Raw genomic sequence first — 12,995 nt, forward strand, 5'->3', positions numbered from 1 at the left:
CAAAAAAGACCAATAAAAAGGGTTAGCCACTGGCTAACCCTTTTTCTATCATACGAGGACAGTGCTTATCACAACCGCACTAGGCTTTCTTACCACTGCGAGCAGTATGTAATGCCAAATTAATTTGCACCCGCAAGCCGCCTTCACTGCGGTTACGCACACAGATTTCGCCATCATGCTGGTCAATTATGCGCTTCACAATTGCCAAGCCCAGTCCTGTCCCTTCGGTTTCGCGACCACGCGCCGTGTCACCACGCGTAAGCGGTTGGAACATGCGTGACACTTGATCAGGCTCTATCCCAGGGCCATCATCTTCAACGCAATACCAAGCGGATTTACGGTCTGCCGTCGCACCACTGGAGATTTTGACCCAGCCATTACCATAGCGCAGCGCATTACCGACTAAGTTGGCCACGGCACGCTTCATCGCCACGTTGTTAGCTAAAATCACCCCAGGGACATCGCCAAGCTCAAGGTCAATCTGATGTTGCCCTTCGCTATCTGCAACCTCTTCCAATAATGCATTCAGATCGAGCTTCTCTTCTTCCTGCTTCTTGGTCGATTTAAGGTAATCCATAAACTGACTGATGATCTCGTTACACTCTTCAGTATCTTTGATCATGCTATCGGCAAGATAACTGTCTTCAGGTGACATCATCTCTGTTGCCAGACGAATTCGAGTTAATGGGGTGCGTAAATCATGGCTTACCCCCGCCAGCAACAAAGCACGATCTTCTTCGAGCTGCTGGATACCTTCCGACATCTGGTTAAACGCTTTGGTTACCGCCCGAATTTCAGACGCCCCATTTTCTTGCAATGGTGGTGGTGTTTCACCACGGGCCACCGACAACGCGGCTTGTTCCAACGCGACCAAAGGCCGGTTCTGAATCCGAATAAATAACCAGCCACCCGCAATCACCATAAAGGCAATGATCAGGCTATAGCGAAATAAAGGAGAAAAGTCATCTTCATGCAATTCAGATAACGGCACCCGCATCAAAAAGCCCGGCATCGCATCGCACTTGAGCCATAACACATAGCTATCGGCCCCCAACACCAAGCGCACTTCGGTATTAGTATCCAGTTCTCGGGTCATTTCTTCGCTGAGGTATTCCACTTCCGATGCTTGGCGGTATTCATCCGCTTCAGCACTTTCTGCGAGGTGAAGCGTAACCCCTAGCTGCTCAAGCAACTGGCGACGTAACGGCGTGTCTAAGTGGAAAGTATGGCCATCGGCTAATTGCACATCTTCTTTCAGCATCAAGCGGACTTCGTAGGCCAAAATACGATTGAACTGTTTCAAGCTAGGCAATAATGCGTAGTTAAAAACGGCAAGATACGAAAAGATTTGGCTGGCTATCAATAAGCCAGCCAATAGGATCAAAGTACGAGTAAACGTACTGCGCGGAGAAAAGCGCATCGATTATGCCTCGTTACCATCCGGTACGAATACATAACCCAAGCCCCATACCGTTTGAATATAGCGAGGGCGACTTGGATCTTCTTCCACCATGCGGCGAAGACGTGAAATTTGAACGTCGATTGAACGTTCCATCGCTGAATATTCACGACCGCGTGCCATGTTCATCAGCTTATCGCGCGACATAGGTTCACGCGCATTGGTTACCAGCGCTTTCAGAACCGCAAACTCACCCGAGGTCAGTGGCATCGATTCGTCACCACGGAACATCTCGCGGGTGCCCAAGTTCAAGCGGAAATCACCAAACTCGATCACTTTACTGTCCACACTGGGTGCACCCGGCGCTTCAATCGTTTGACGGCGTAAAACCGCACGAATGCGCGCTAATAGCTCACGCGGGTTAAACGGTTTAGGCAAGTAATCGTCAGCTCCCACTTCTAAACCCACAATGCGATCGACTTCATCGCCTTTCGCTGTCAGCATCAAAATAGGCAACATGTTGTTGGCATTACGTAAACGACGGCAAATAGACAAACCATCTTCACCTGGCAGCATTAAATCTAATACCATCAAGTGGAAGGTCTCGCGCGATAACAGACGATCCATCTGCTCACCATTGGCGACACTGCGAACCTGAAAGCCCTGCTCTGATAGATAGCGTTCTAATAACGCACGCAAACGCATATCATCATCAACAACCAGAATTTTATAATTTTCCTGCATATCTTCTACCTTACTGCATCGAACCTGTTATCGAGCTTGAGGATACATCTTACTCGACTCATCCTGACCTAAGCTTAAATTCGCCGCTAAAATGTGAGCTAAATTGTTACTGGGTATGTCTAGCACACTACCGCACTATTCCCTCAACAACACGCAATAGTTTCTTCTATTTTAGCGCCTTAAAGCATCACACTCTGTTTTAGCAAAGATTGACCTCAGTAGAAATGCGTAACACTATTTACCTCAAAATATGCGCCATGGTTAGGAAATAACATGAAAACTAATCTCATCACCCGCGAGGGCTATGACAAACTCAAAGCCGAACTTGAGTTTTTATGGTACGAAGAACGCCCCGAAGTCACCAAAAAAGTGACCTGGGCTGCCAGCCTTGGCGATCGCAGTGAGAACGCCGACTACCAATACAATAAAAAGCGTCTCCGTGAAATTGACCGCCGCGTACGCTTTCTACGAAAAAGGCTGGAAGTGGTCAAAGTGATTGACTATTCCCCCCAGCAAGATGGCAAAGTCTTCTTTGGCGCCTTTGTGGAAATAGAAAATGAATCGGGTGACAGTAAAGCCTTTCGCATTGTCGGCCCTGATGAAATTTATGGCCGTAACGACTATATATCGATCGACTCTCCCATGGCGCGTGCCATGCTAAAAAAAGAAGTCGATGAAGAATTTGAAGTGGTCACGCCGCAAGGACGTAAGCTGTGGTTTGTAAATAGCATTCGTTATAACTAACACTAGGCATGCATTTACAGTGCAACCACAATGTCATCGAGCCATGCTGTAATGTGCCCTATGCATCGGGCATAGACGCACTGACACAGTCTTAACATAACCCTGCTTGTCAGCTTCGGATTCCTCCGTAGAATGGCATCAGTTAACGATAATAACCAAGAGATACCAACGGATGAACAACGCTATCAACCAGATGATTGCCAACGAACTGAATGTTCGTGTCGAGCAAGTCACTGCCGCAGTCACTCTGTTAGATGACGGTAATACGGTTCCCTTTATTGCCCGCTACCGCAAGGAAGTTACCAACGGACTGGATGATACCCAGCTTCGCAACCTCGAATCACGTCTTGGCTACTTACGTGAACTCGATGATCGTCGCCAAGTGATTTTAAAATCCATCACTGAGCAAGGAAAACTCACCGCACAGCTGGAAGCAGAAATATTATCGGCCGATAGCAAAACCCGCCTTGAAGATCTGTATCTGCCTTACAAACAAAAACGTCGAACTAAAGGTCAGATTGCGATTGAGGCAGGGTTAGAACCACTGGCTGATACCCTATGGCAGCAACCACAGAACGAGCCAGAAGCCACAGCAGCACAATACATTAGTGCCGATAAAGGTGTCGCCGATACGAAAGCAGCCCTTGATGGCGCACGTGCTATTTTAATGGAACGTTTTGCTGAAGATGCCGCGCTACTGGATAAAGTGCGTCGTCATCTACAAACCCAAGCCGAATTGACCGCGCGGGTGGTTGACGGCAAAGAGCAGGAAGGGGCGAAATTCAAAGACTACTTTGAACACAACGAATTACTGAAAAACGTGCCATCTCACCGTGCCCTTGCCATGTTCCGCGGTCGTAATGAAGGTTTTTTACAGCTTTCACTAAATGCCGATCCAAGCCAAGATGAAGGCGTTCGTGGTTCTTACTGCGAAGTTATTATCGCCGATCACTATGGTGTGACCCTTGGCAACCAACCCGCAGACACATGGCGTAAGCAAGTGATCAGTTGGGCATGGCGCATCAAGATTCTGATGCACATGGAAACCGAGTTAATGAGCGCCCTGCGTGAAAAAGCTGAAGATGGCGCAATGCAAGTCTTCGCCGATAACCTGAATGATTTGTTGATGGCCGCCCCTGCGGGCCCTCGTACTACCTTGGCGCTAGACCCAGGTTTACGCACAGGTTGTAAAGTAGCAGTGATTGATGCAACGGGTAAATTACTGGATATCGCCACCATTTACCCCCACCAACCACAACGCCAAGTCGCACAATCTGAAGCCACGGTATTAGGCTTGATCACCAAACATCAGGTTGATTTAATCGCGATTGGTAACGGCACTGCTTCACGTGAAACAGATGCCTTTGTCGCGAAGCTGCTTAAAGATAATAACCTTAAAGTGCAAAGCGTGATGGTCAGTGAAGCTGGCGCTTCTGTGTATTCCGCTTCCGAGCTGGCTGCCAACGAATTTCCCGATTTAGACGTGTCGATTCGTGGCGCCGTATCCATTGGTCGCCGTCTACAAGACCCACTGGCAGAGCTAGTGAAGATCGATCCTAAAGCGATTGGGGTTGGCCAATACCAGCACGATGTCAGCCAAAGCATGCTGGCAAAACGTCTGGATGCGGTAGTGGAAGACTGTGTAAACGCCGTGGGTGTCGATGTCAACATGGCATCCGCAGCACTCCTAACCCGCGTTGCAGGTTTAAGCAAAACCATGGCACAAAACGTGGTGGATTACCGCGATGAGCATGGCCGTTTTGAAAGCCGTACCGCGCTGAAAAAAGTCGCCCGTCTAGGGCCTAAGGCCTTTGAACAGTGTGCAGGCTTCTTGCGTATTATGAATGGTAAAAACCCACTCGATAGTTCAGCGGTTCACCCTGAATCTTACGCTGTGGTTAAAGCTATTGCAGCCAATCACAGCAAACCTGTAGATGCCATTATTGGTAATAGCGAATTCTTACGCACCCTTAAAGCGGCAGATTACACCGATGAGAAATTTGGTTTACCGACCGTAACCGACATCATCAGCGAGCTTGATAAACCCGGCCGCGATCCACGCCCTGAATTTAAAACCGCCACCTTTGCTGAGGGAGTAAACGAAGTCAAAGACCTGATCCCAGGTATGGTACTCGAAGGCGTGATCACCAATGTCACCAACTTTGGTGCATTTGTGGATGTGGGGGTTCACCAAGATGGTCTGGTCCATATCTCAGCACTGTCTGATAAATTTGTCGCCGATCCACGTGAAGTGGTGAAGGCCGGTGATGTAGTTAAAGTCAAAGTCATGGAGGTGGATTTGCAGCGTAAGCGTATTGCGATGACTATGCGCATGAGCGATGAGCCAGGCCAAGAGAAACCTGCCCGTAAGCCACAAGGGCAGAACCATCAAGGGCAACCTCGCTCAACAAGCAACCATAACAAACACGCCAGCAACCCTTCGCGTAACCAAGGCAACAACACTGGTGGTGCGATGGGCGGCGCGTTTGCCGCAGCCTTTGCTAAAGCGAAAAAATAACATATCCCCCTCGGCTAACGCACAAGCAACGCCATGAAAAAAGCCTTTCTCAATGAGAAAGGCTTTTTATTGATCGTCATCTGCTCACTCATAGCAGCAGGTCTATCACAGCACCACAAGGTAATCCGTTGGCGGATTTGGAATGGTTGCTTGCGCGTAATGATGAGCAACCACCCCTTTGGTTCTTTCAGTTTTACTGATTTTTTCCAGCTCATCGAGCAAATCACGCGGCAGCTTGATATGCATGGAATAACCCAGGTCTTGCGAATCACGTAAATAGGTATCCGCCGATAACGCCTTCACCAAGGTTTCAAGATCGTCTTGATACCCATATTGTTTAACGGAATCTTCCGTTAACTCACTGTAATCTGGGTGCTCACTCGGATCCCATGATGGTTTCTTAAGTTGCTTTTCTTCACTGGTGAGGGGCTTACCATGTGGCGATGGCACCGTTTCTGTCGCTGGAATGATTTTTTCACGAACGCGATTATCCCGCGCAGCCTGTTCGGTTGGCGGGTTCACTGACGGGGCTATGGTGGGTGCGCCCACATTAGCAGGTGAAACTATCACGCTGATGTCACTCCTTGGGCATCAGCTCAGGTTTTCAATGCCTTAAGCTAATGCCAATAATACTGTTGCTACGGTCCCGACCGCAGACAGCACCTGACCGGCGGTATAAAAATCATCGGTCTGTTTATTCACTTCTGCAGGATGGTCCATGCCGAGCGCACCGTAAGCAAACGACTCCCCTTTAGTCGGCTTTTCTTTCTCGCCTTTCTGAGGTTCGAGCTCCGAGGCCGATTCTTTCGCATCTGCCGCTAATTTCTGTTTTGCTTCTTCTGAAATAGACACCGTTGTCTCGGCAACCGCTCCTTTTGGATCGCCATTGACTGCTTGATTCCTTCCTTCAGCTTTCGCTGAGACCGCAGCCTGAGATTGTAACGTTGCCGGCGAATAGGTTGGGCTATTCCCCACAGTTCCTACTGTCATTATGGCCTCTCAAATATGTAGAGCAACTCTACGAATATAAATATCGGCGATAATTAACAGAAGTTTAATTTTTTGTTAAATGCCGCCTTGGCATATCAATCATCCTGCGCCTCAACGAAACGACGCAATGCTTGCGTAAACTCGACAGGGTGAGAAATAAACGGAGCATGCGACGCCGCGGCAAACACTTGCCGTTGAGACTGCGGTGCAAGTTCATCCAATTCCTGAGCAATTTTCACTGGTACTAAACCATCCAACCGCCCGTACATTCTTAACCAAGGTTGTTGAATTTGTGCCAGTTGTTCACGTAAATCAACTTCAGCGAGCTGTATTAACCCATCACTCAATGCACCTTGATTGGGCTGAGGGCGCGATAACACCGCCTGCTTTAACAACTTAATATCTTGTCGTGCCGTTGGGCTCCCCATGGCTTGCAAGGCCATAAAGCGCTCTATAGTTAACCGAAAGTCATTACTCAATTGCTGCTGAAAATCAGTGAGCACCCGAGGCTGAATACCTCGCCACAAGGTTGCTTTATCAGCTGCAAACTTTGGTGAGCTCGCAACCGTCACTAACCGATTAACACGTTCAGGCGCAAGCAGTGCTGCCTGTGTCGCGACTAACCCACCCAGCGACCATCCCACCCAAGTTGCGGTCACGGGTGAATATTCAAGCAACAGATGTGCCAGCTCTTCAATAGAACCAGCGTCAATAGCTGCGCTGTGACCATAACCAGGTAAATCAACACAATGCACGCGGAAATAAGGCGTTAGCAGCGGTAATATCTGCTGCCAAACGGCTCCATTCATGCCCCAACCATGAATGAGAACTAGATCCGAACCTTGGCCTTCAATCTGCCAATGTAGTTTGGTTGTCATTTACACTTCCTTTTATTCGCCAATCACCCATCAGGATCCAAGGATGTTATCCCCTTCGCGATTAAGATCAATACTCGATTGGACCAACCAGCGCTGCCAACTCTGCCATCAATCACTCACAAAGAACGAACGCGTCTGGTGTCACCATTGCATTGATCATTTCCCGCAGCCGCCCTATTGCCAACGCTGTGGTGCGACAACCCTGACCCATGTCGAACAATGTGGTAACTGCTTATCATCACCGCCACCCTGGCAGCGTTTGATCCGACTAGGAGAATACCGCCCACCACTGCGCCAATGTGTCCAAAAGTATAAATTCAATGGCAAGTTTTGGTTGGCTCACCCACTAGGCCAGTATCTTGCCGACCAAATTGATCGCCCCGCTCCCTTATTATTGCCCGTACCGTTACACCCACTGCGCCGCTGGCAGCGTGGTTTTAATCAAAGTACTGCCCTGGCGTGGTCGGTAGCATCCGTAACAGGAAGCCAAGTGGCACCACACGGCTTTCGTCGTATCCGCCATACCCCAGTGCAAAAACAGCTCTCACGCCACCAGCGCCAACAAAATTTACGGGGCGCTTTTGAACTCACCGTAAAAAATTTACCCCAGCATGTCGCGATTGTTGATGATGTCGTCACGACGGGCAGTACCGCAGCGACACTGGCTAAGCTACTAAAAAATCGAGGTGTACAAACAATCGACATCTATTGTATTTGCTATACACCTATGCCGAAGTGATCACAAAAAAATGGCAAAATGGTGTTCAAATCATGGTAGACAAGATTTGGGGATGATAGAAAGGGCGACTAAGAGTAGAATAGAATTAAATCTTACTAAATAAGTCAGGTATTACGTCGTGTCTATGATCACTATTACTGAAAACGCTCAGCAGCACTTCGGCAAGCTTCTTGCCCAGCAGCCTGAGGGAACAAATATTCGTGTCTTCGTGGTAAACCCAGGCACCCAAAGCGCAGAGTGCGGCGTATCGTACTGCCCACCTGAAGCTGTTGAAGCAACCGATACTGAAATTAAGCTAGACCTGTTCTCAGCTTACGTTGATGAGCTAAGCCTACCGTTTCTTGATGACGCGGAAATTGATTTTGTTACCGACAAAATGGGCTCTCAACTAACACTGAAAGCACCAAACGCTAAAGTGCGTAAAGTGTCAGATGATGCAACGCTCATGGAGCGTGTTGATTACGTTATCCAAACCCAAGTTAACCCACAACTTGCGGGCCATGGTGGCAACGTATCACTAGCAGAAATCACTGAAGACGGTATCGCTATCCTACAATTTGGTGGCGGCTGTAACGGTTGTTCAATGGTTGATGTCACGCTAAAAGAAGGCATCGAAAAAGAGTTACTGGCTCAGTTTGAAGGTGAGCTAAGTGGTGTTCGAGATATTACCGAGCACGCACGCGGTGAGCACTCTTACTACTAAGGCCTTGCCATGGGGTTTCCCATGAAACGTCTCATGTAATAGGGTATTACCCATAAAAAAAGCCGCTAAAGCGGCTTTTTTATTACGTCTTATTAGGGCAATGTTAGGGCTACCCCGCCCAAGTGATGGTCACTTTTCGTCGTCCCCAATTCTTGGCCGCTTGAATATCTTTACCCATGTAGATATCAATCTTACGCGACCAGCGCTTGTTCATTTTATCCAACACCACATACTCGCCGGGCAAACCCGATATCTTCACTTTCGTACCGTGTTTAATCCCCATATTGAGTAAATCACGTGACACCGCGATGGCTTTCATCCCCGGTTTCAAACGATCACCCCAAGCGGCAATACTAGGATTGGCATTGGTTTGCGCACGCACCGAGTTATACGCGGTGGCCGTAACATGCAATGTTTTGCTTTGCTTACCTGCGAATACTTGAGGGGCAAAAATAAAGCTGGCCAGTGCCAGCATTACAACGAAAAACCGACTATTCATACATTCACCTGAACAATAATTGTGCACATTTTACACACAACAAAGTCCAGATGAGTAGCATTTATTGGCGAAAAAAGAGCCAATCTCAGTTGAATAATTCTAACTAGTTGTTGGCATTAGCGGTTTCCAGAAAAATATTTTTATTCCATTGATACGTGAAAACCACGGCTAAGCCAATTCCACGCATCGCCATAAAGCCCAACATCGCCCCCCACAATGCATGATTACCGTAATCCATCAGTAACCACCAAATCGCAAAGAAACTACAAGTCGCCACAAACATGCTATTACGCATTTCTTTACCACGTGTTGCGCCAATGAAAATACCATCCAGCAAGAAGCACCACATCGACACCAAAGGCACGGCGGCCAGCCAAGGTAAGTAAAGTGCCGCTTCTTGTTGCACCGCAGGAATATCAGAAATCAAGCTCACGATATTGCCGCCAAAGAAGGAAAAGGCGACCGTCAGTAACAATGAAACCATTAAGCTCCAGAACGTGGTGCCGACCAAATAACGGCCTAGCTCATCACGATTGCGCGCACCTATCGCTTTACCCACGAGTGCTTCCATCGCGTAAGCAAAACCATCCATCGCATACGACACCAGCATCAGAAAGCTCATCAAGACGGCATTCGCAGCTACCGTATTATCCCCGAGTGTTGCCCCGTAGAAGGTCATAAAGGTAAAAGTGAGCTGCAAACACAAGCTGCGTAGAAAAATATCGCGGTTGAGCTTGAGTAAGCGCCCTAACCCTTCACGTACGGTTCCAATTTTTTCGCGCACCGCAGGCAGCGTTTGCGCAAGCCATTGACGCGAAACAAACCACAGACCCAGCGCCATTCCGCTGTAATCGGCTATGACGGAAGCCGCCGCCGCACCTTGCACCTTCCAGCCAAAGCCAAGTACAAACAGAACATCTAACCCAATATTAACGATATTAGTGACAATTAAGAGCCACATCGGAGCGCGGGCATTTTGGCTACCGAGCAGCCAGCCCATGATGACAAAATTGGCAAGCGCAGCTGGCGCGCCCCAAATACGAATAGAGAAATATTGTTCAGCATAAAGCTTGACTTGATCGCTGGCACTACTGAGCGAGAAAATCAGCTCGGCCACTGGCTGATGGAACACCAAGAGCACAACGGCCAATAACCAAGCCAGAGTGAGGCCTTGCAAGAAGGTGCTGGCTTGTGCGTCTTTATCACTGGCACCGTAGGCTTGAGCGCTCAAACCTGTGGTGGCCATACGTAAAAAACCTAGCAGCCAAAAGGTCACGTTGATCATGGTGCCACCCACAGCCACACCACCGAGATACCAAGCATGATCAAGATGACCGATCACAGCGGCATCCACCAGCCCCAATAGTGGCACTGTGATATTGGACAGCACCATAGGCAAAGCCAATGCGAAAACTTGGAGATGAAGGGATTTATCCCTTAGGGCTGCGAGCACAAAAACCTCTTTATAGCAAAGCATCGCATCTTGATGGATGCACAACAAAAATAGAGAGGCAGTGTAGCGGCTTCCGTTTCGAGACTAAAGCATCACACAGGCATTTCGTGCCTGATGCAGCCAAGCCATAAACCGACGTATTAGCCCAACCAAGCCATTAACCAATGGTCGCCAAGTAGCACCACAAACAACCCAAGCAAATGCCAAATCGAGTATTTAAAGGTCGCCCACGCATGGCCTTCACTATCGGCAAACTTCAGTTTCCACGCATAACCAATAAAGCCTAAATTGAGCAGGCCGCTGCCCACTAGATATAACAAGCCACTCATGCCCGTTAGCCAAGGCAGCACACCCACGGCAAACAACATCAAGGTATAGAGCAATACCATGGTTTTGGTGAAAGCAATCCCGTGAGTCACCGGCAGCATGGGGATCCCCGCCTTGGCGTAATCATCACGGCGGTGGATAGCTAAGGCCCAAAAATGAGGCGGCGTCCAAGTAAACACCAACATCACCAGCAAGAGAGCGTACGGATCAAGCTGACCTGTGACTGCCGTCCAGCCAAGTAAAGGAGGGGCTGCGCCTGCCAACCCACCAATCACAATATTTTGTGGGGTCGCATGTTTCAACCACACGGTATAGACCAAGGCATAGCCCACCAAGCTGGCCATGGTCAACCACGCAGTCAGTGCGTTGAGTTGCCATAACAGCGCAAAACCCACGACCATCAAGATCACCGCAAAGGCGATCGCTTTGTGCGTTTCCACTCGCCCTTTCGCTAACGGACGGTGATAAGTCCGTGCCATTTTGGCATCAAAGCGTCGATCCAACACATGGTTAAATGCTGCCGCGGCTGCCGATTGCAAGCCTATCCCCAACAACCCAAGCACAACGGCTTTTATTGGCGGAATACCAGGGACGGCTAAGCACATCCCGACTAAGGCGGTTAACAGCAGCATCGCCACCACTTTAGGCTTGGTCATGGTGAGGTAATCTTGCCACAACGCAGGTTTAACCGACGATGATGCGGACGTTCGATGAGAGGTAAACGCTTGTGACTTAGCCATGATGACGCTCCTTTGCTATCCATGCTTTTTCGCTCAACGGACAAGAGGCTGAGCTAGCCTGACGATAATCCAGCACCAGTCGATAGTTAGCGGCCACTAAGGCCAATAACAAGATCACGCCGACTAAGTTATGACTAACCGCCACCGCCAACGGTAAATGAGCAAGTACATTGGTGATCCCCAGCAATATTTGCACCGCTAACACCGTGGTTATTACGACAGCTAAGCGGCGGTATTGCGAATAACGGGATAGCTGCCAAACGAGTAATCCCACCACGCCACACACCGCCACAGCACCGATTCGATGAGTAACATGAATCGTCACTCGCTGAGCATAATCAAGCACACCAAATTGATAGCTGGCGTGTTCTGGCTGAATAGGCGCAAAGGCACTGGCATCGTATTGAGCTAGCCAATCCACCTCACACAGAGGTAACTGAGTACAAACCACGGCGGCATAATTGGCCGCCGTCCATCCCCCTAACATGATCTGTCCCACTACGGTTATCAAAGCAAAAGCTGCCAGTGTGATCAGCCATTTGGTAGGCATAACGCAATTTTGTCCATCTGCAGGATCACTGTCTTTAAGCTGCTGTTCATGGCTAATTTTCTCGTTGAAACGTTCCATCGCATCAACAGCAATAACCTGTTGAGGACTCATTTCAAAATCCAGCTCATCAAAAGCGTGTTGCAATTTCTGTGCATCACTTGGGGCTAACGCTGGTGCGGGCGTATCGAGCAAGTCAGAAGGCAGTGCCAATAATGCTTGTAACTGGCGCGCTTGCTGTCGTACCCGTAATGTCAGCAACAGCAAGAGGGATACAATTGTAACGCCCCCTAATAAATGCCCCATCACCACAACAGGCATCAAGTTCAAGGTCACCGTCCACATTCCAAGTGCCGCTTGGAAGCACACCACCACCAATAGACAAAACGGCAGCTTTTTAGGGCGAGAGACTTGTTGCCACGAGGCAATATTTAACGCCAAAATCAACAATCCCAAGGTGCCTGCCACATAACGATGGATCATTTCATTCCACGCTTTTTCAACTTCCACAGGCGCATCGGGATACGCCAATTGTGCTTGGGCCAACTGCTCGGGGGTTTGGGGAACGCTCAAGGTGCCATAACACCCCGGCCAATCAGGACAGCCTAACCCCGCTTCCGTCAGGCGGGTATATGCCCCCAAGACAATCACAACCAGTGACAATCCCAAGGTGGCGTAAACCAAATATCGGTACGTCGTATTCGCCATAGGCTC

13 protein-coding genes are annotated in these 12,995 nt (G+C 49.0%); 4 read left to right on the forward strand and 9 right to left on the reverse strand.

All coding sequences use genetic code 11. The features are described 5' to 3' along the window. Positions 1-79: 79 nt before the first annotated feature. Together envZ and ompR are read right to left on the reverse strand one after the other, a co-directional pair. Complete coding sequence (gene envZ, locus L4C35_RS10570; RefSeq protein WP_428462824.1) at positions 80-1,420, reverse strand: two-component system sensor histidine kinase EnvZ; 1,341 nt, start codon at positions 1,418-1,420, stop codon at positions 80-82. A gap of 3 nt (positions 1,421-1,423) precedes the next feature. Then, the gene (gene ompR / locus L4C35_RS10575) at positions 1,424-2,143 is read right to left on the reverse strand and encodes an osmolarity response regulator transcription factor OmpR (protein ID WP_428462825.1); all 720 of its coding nucleotides are present in this window, start codon (positions 2,141-2,143) and stop codon (positions 1,424-1,426) included. Between the two features lie 273 nt (positions 2,144-2,416). On the opposite strand from ompR, the gene greB reads away from it, so the two are divergent. Then, positions 2,417-2,887 carry a transcription elongation factor GreB gene (greB, locus tag L4C35_RS10580; RefSeq protein WP_428462826.1) on the forward strand — a complete coding sequence of 157 codons (471 nt, stop codon included), beginning with the start codon at positions 2,417-2,419 and terminating at the stop codon, positions 2,885-2,887. Positions 2,888-3,059: 172 nt separating this feature from the next. Further along, the gene (locus L4C35_RS10585) at positions 3,060-5,405 is read left to right on the forward strand and encodes a Tex family protein (protein ID WP_428462827.1); all 2,346 of its coding nucleotides are present in this window, start codon (positions 3,060-3,062) and stop codon (positions 5,403-5,405) included. A gap of 105 nt (positions 5,406-5,510) precedes the next feature. Here the strand turns inward: L4C35_RS10585 and L4C35_RS10590 are convergent, their stop codons facing one another. The 3 genes from L4C35_RS10590 to bioH all read right to left on the reverse strand — a co-directional run bounded on the left by L4C35_RS10590 (position 5,511) and on the right by bioH (position 7,273). After that, positions 5,511-5,975, reverse strand: a complete 465-nt coding sequence (locus L4C35_RS10590; RefSeq protein WP_428462828.1) for an ATP-dependent Lon protease — start codon at positions 5,973-5,975, stop codon at positions 5,511-5,513. Between the two features lie 42 nt (positions 5,976-6,017). Further along, positions 6,018-6,395, reverse strand: a complete 378-nt coding sequence (locus tag L4C35_RS10595) for a hypothetical protein (protein WP_428462829.1) — start codon at positions 6,393-6,395, stop codon at positions 6,018-6,020. Between the two features lie 95 nt (positions 6,396-6,490). After that, on the reverse strand, positions 6,491-7,273 hold the full coding sequence (bioH, locus tag L4C35_RS10600; RefSeq protein WP_428462830.1) for a pimeloyl-ACP methyl ester esterase BioH: 783 nt from the start codon (positions 7,271-7,273) through the stop codon (positions 6,491-6,493). A gap of 43 nt (positions 7,274-7,316) precedes the next feature. On the opposite strand from bioH, the gene L4C35_RS10605 reads away from it, so the two are divergent. After that, positions 7,317-8,012: a phosphoribosyltransferase family protein gene (locus tag L4C35_RS10605; RefSeq protein WP_428462831.1), complete on the forward strand. Its 696-nt coding sequence runs from the start codon at positions 7,317-7,319 to the stop codon at positions 8,010-8,012. Positions 8,013-8,136: 124 nt separating this feature from the next. After that, positions 8,137-8,715, forward strand: a complete 579-nt coding sequence (nfuA, locus tag L4C35_RS10610) for a Fe-S biogenesis protein NfuA (protein WP_428462900.1) — start codon at positions 8,137-8,139, stop codon at positions 8,713-8,715. Positions 8,716-8,824: 109 nt separating this feature from the next. Here nfuA and L4C35_RS10615 read toward each other — a convergent pair whose 3' ends face one another. The 4 genes from L4C35_RS10615 to L4C35_RS10630 form a co-directional block, all read right to left on the reverse strand. Continuing rightward, complete coding sequence (locus L4C35_RS10615; protein WP_428462901.1) at positions 8,825-9,190, reverse strand: 3D domain-containing protein; 366 nt, start codon at positions 9,188-9,190, stop codon at positions 8,825-8,827. A 127-nt stretch (positions 9,191-9,317) separates the two neighbouring features. Next, positions 9,318-10,667: an MATE family efflux transporter DinF gene (gene dinF / locus L4C35_RS10620; RefSeq protein ID WP_428462832.1), complete on the reverse strand. Its 1,350-nt coding sequence runs from the start codon at positions 10,665-10,667 to the stop codon at positions 9,318-9,320. A gap of 140 nt (positions 10,668-10,807) precedes the next feature. Next, complete coding sequence (gene cyoE, locus L4C35_RS10625) at positions 10,808-11,734, reverse strand: heme o synthase (protein WP_428462833.1); 927 nt, start codon at positions 11,732-11,734, stop codon at positions 10,808-10,810. Next, positions 11,727-12,989, reverse strand: a complete 1,263-nt coding sequence (locus tag L4C35_RS10630) for a COX15/CtaA family protein (protein ID WP_428462834.1) — start codon at positions 12,987-12,989, stop codon at positions 11,727-11,729. Before L4C35_RS10630 ends, cyoE begins: the two co-directional genes overlap by 8 nt. Between the last annotated feature and the right edge of the window lie 6 nt (positions 12,990-12,995).

Source organism: Photobacterium kagoshimensis, from assembly GCF_050337045.1.
Lineage (GTDB): Bacteria > Pseudomonadota > Gammaproteobacteria > Enterobacterales > Vibrionaceae > Photobacterium > Photobacterium kagoshimensis.

Excerpts from the sequence above, each read along its gene's own strand:
- ompR (WP_428462825.1), bottom strand. The coding sequence starts at position 2,143 with ATGCAGGAAAATTATAAAATTCTGGTTGTTGATGATGATATGCGTTTG.
- nfuA (WP_428462900.1), top strand. The coding sequence starts at position 8,137 with ATGATCACTATTACTGAAAACGCTCAGCAGCACTTCGGCAAGCTTCTT.
- envZ (WP_428462824.1), bottom strand. The coding sequence starts at position 1,420 with ATGCGCTTTTCTCCGCGCAGTACGTTTACTCGTACTTTGATCCTATTG.
- L4C35_RS10615 (WP_428462901.1), bottom strand. The coding sequence starts at position 9,190 with ATGCTGGCACTGGCCAGCTTTATTTTTGCCCCTCAAGTATTCGCAGGT.
- greB (WP_428462826.1), top strand. The coding sequence starts at position 2,417 with ATGAAAACTAATCTCATCACCCGCGAGGGCTATGACAAACTCAAAGCC.
- L4C35_RS10605 (WP_428462831.1), top strand. The coding sequence starts at position 7,317 with ATGTTATCCCCTTCGCGATTAAGATCAATACTCGATTGGACCAACCAG.
- bioH (WP_428462830.1), bottom strand. The coding sequence starts at position 7,273 with ATGACAACCAAACTACATTGGCAGATTGAAGGCCAAGGTTCGGATCTA.
- L4C35_RS10595 (WP_428462829.1), bottom strand. The coding sequence starts at position 6,395 with ATGACAGTAGGAACTGTGGGGAATAGCCCAACCTATTCGCCGGCAACG.
- L4C35_RS10630 (WP_428462834.1), bottom strand. The coding sequence starts at position 12,989 with ATGGCGAATACGACGTACCGATATTTGGTTTACGCCACCTTGGGATTG.
- cyoE (WP_428462833.1), bottom strand. The coding sequence starts at position 11,734 with ATGGCTAAGTCACAAGCGTTTACCTCTCATCGAACGTCCGCATCATCG.
- L4C35_RS10585 (WP_428462827.1), top strand. The coding sequence starts at position 3,060 with ATGAACAACGCTATCAACCAGATGATTGCCAACGAACTGAATGTTCGT.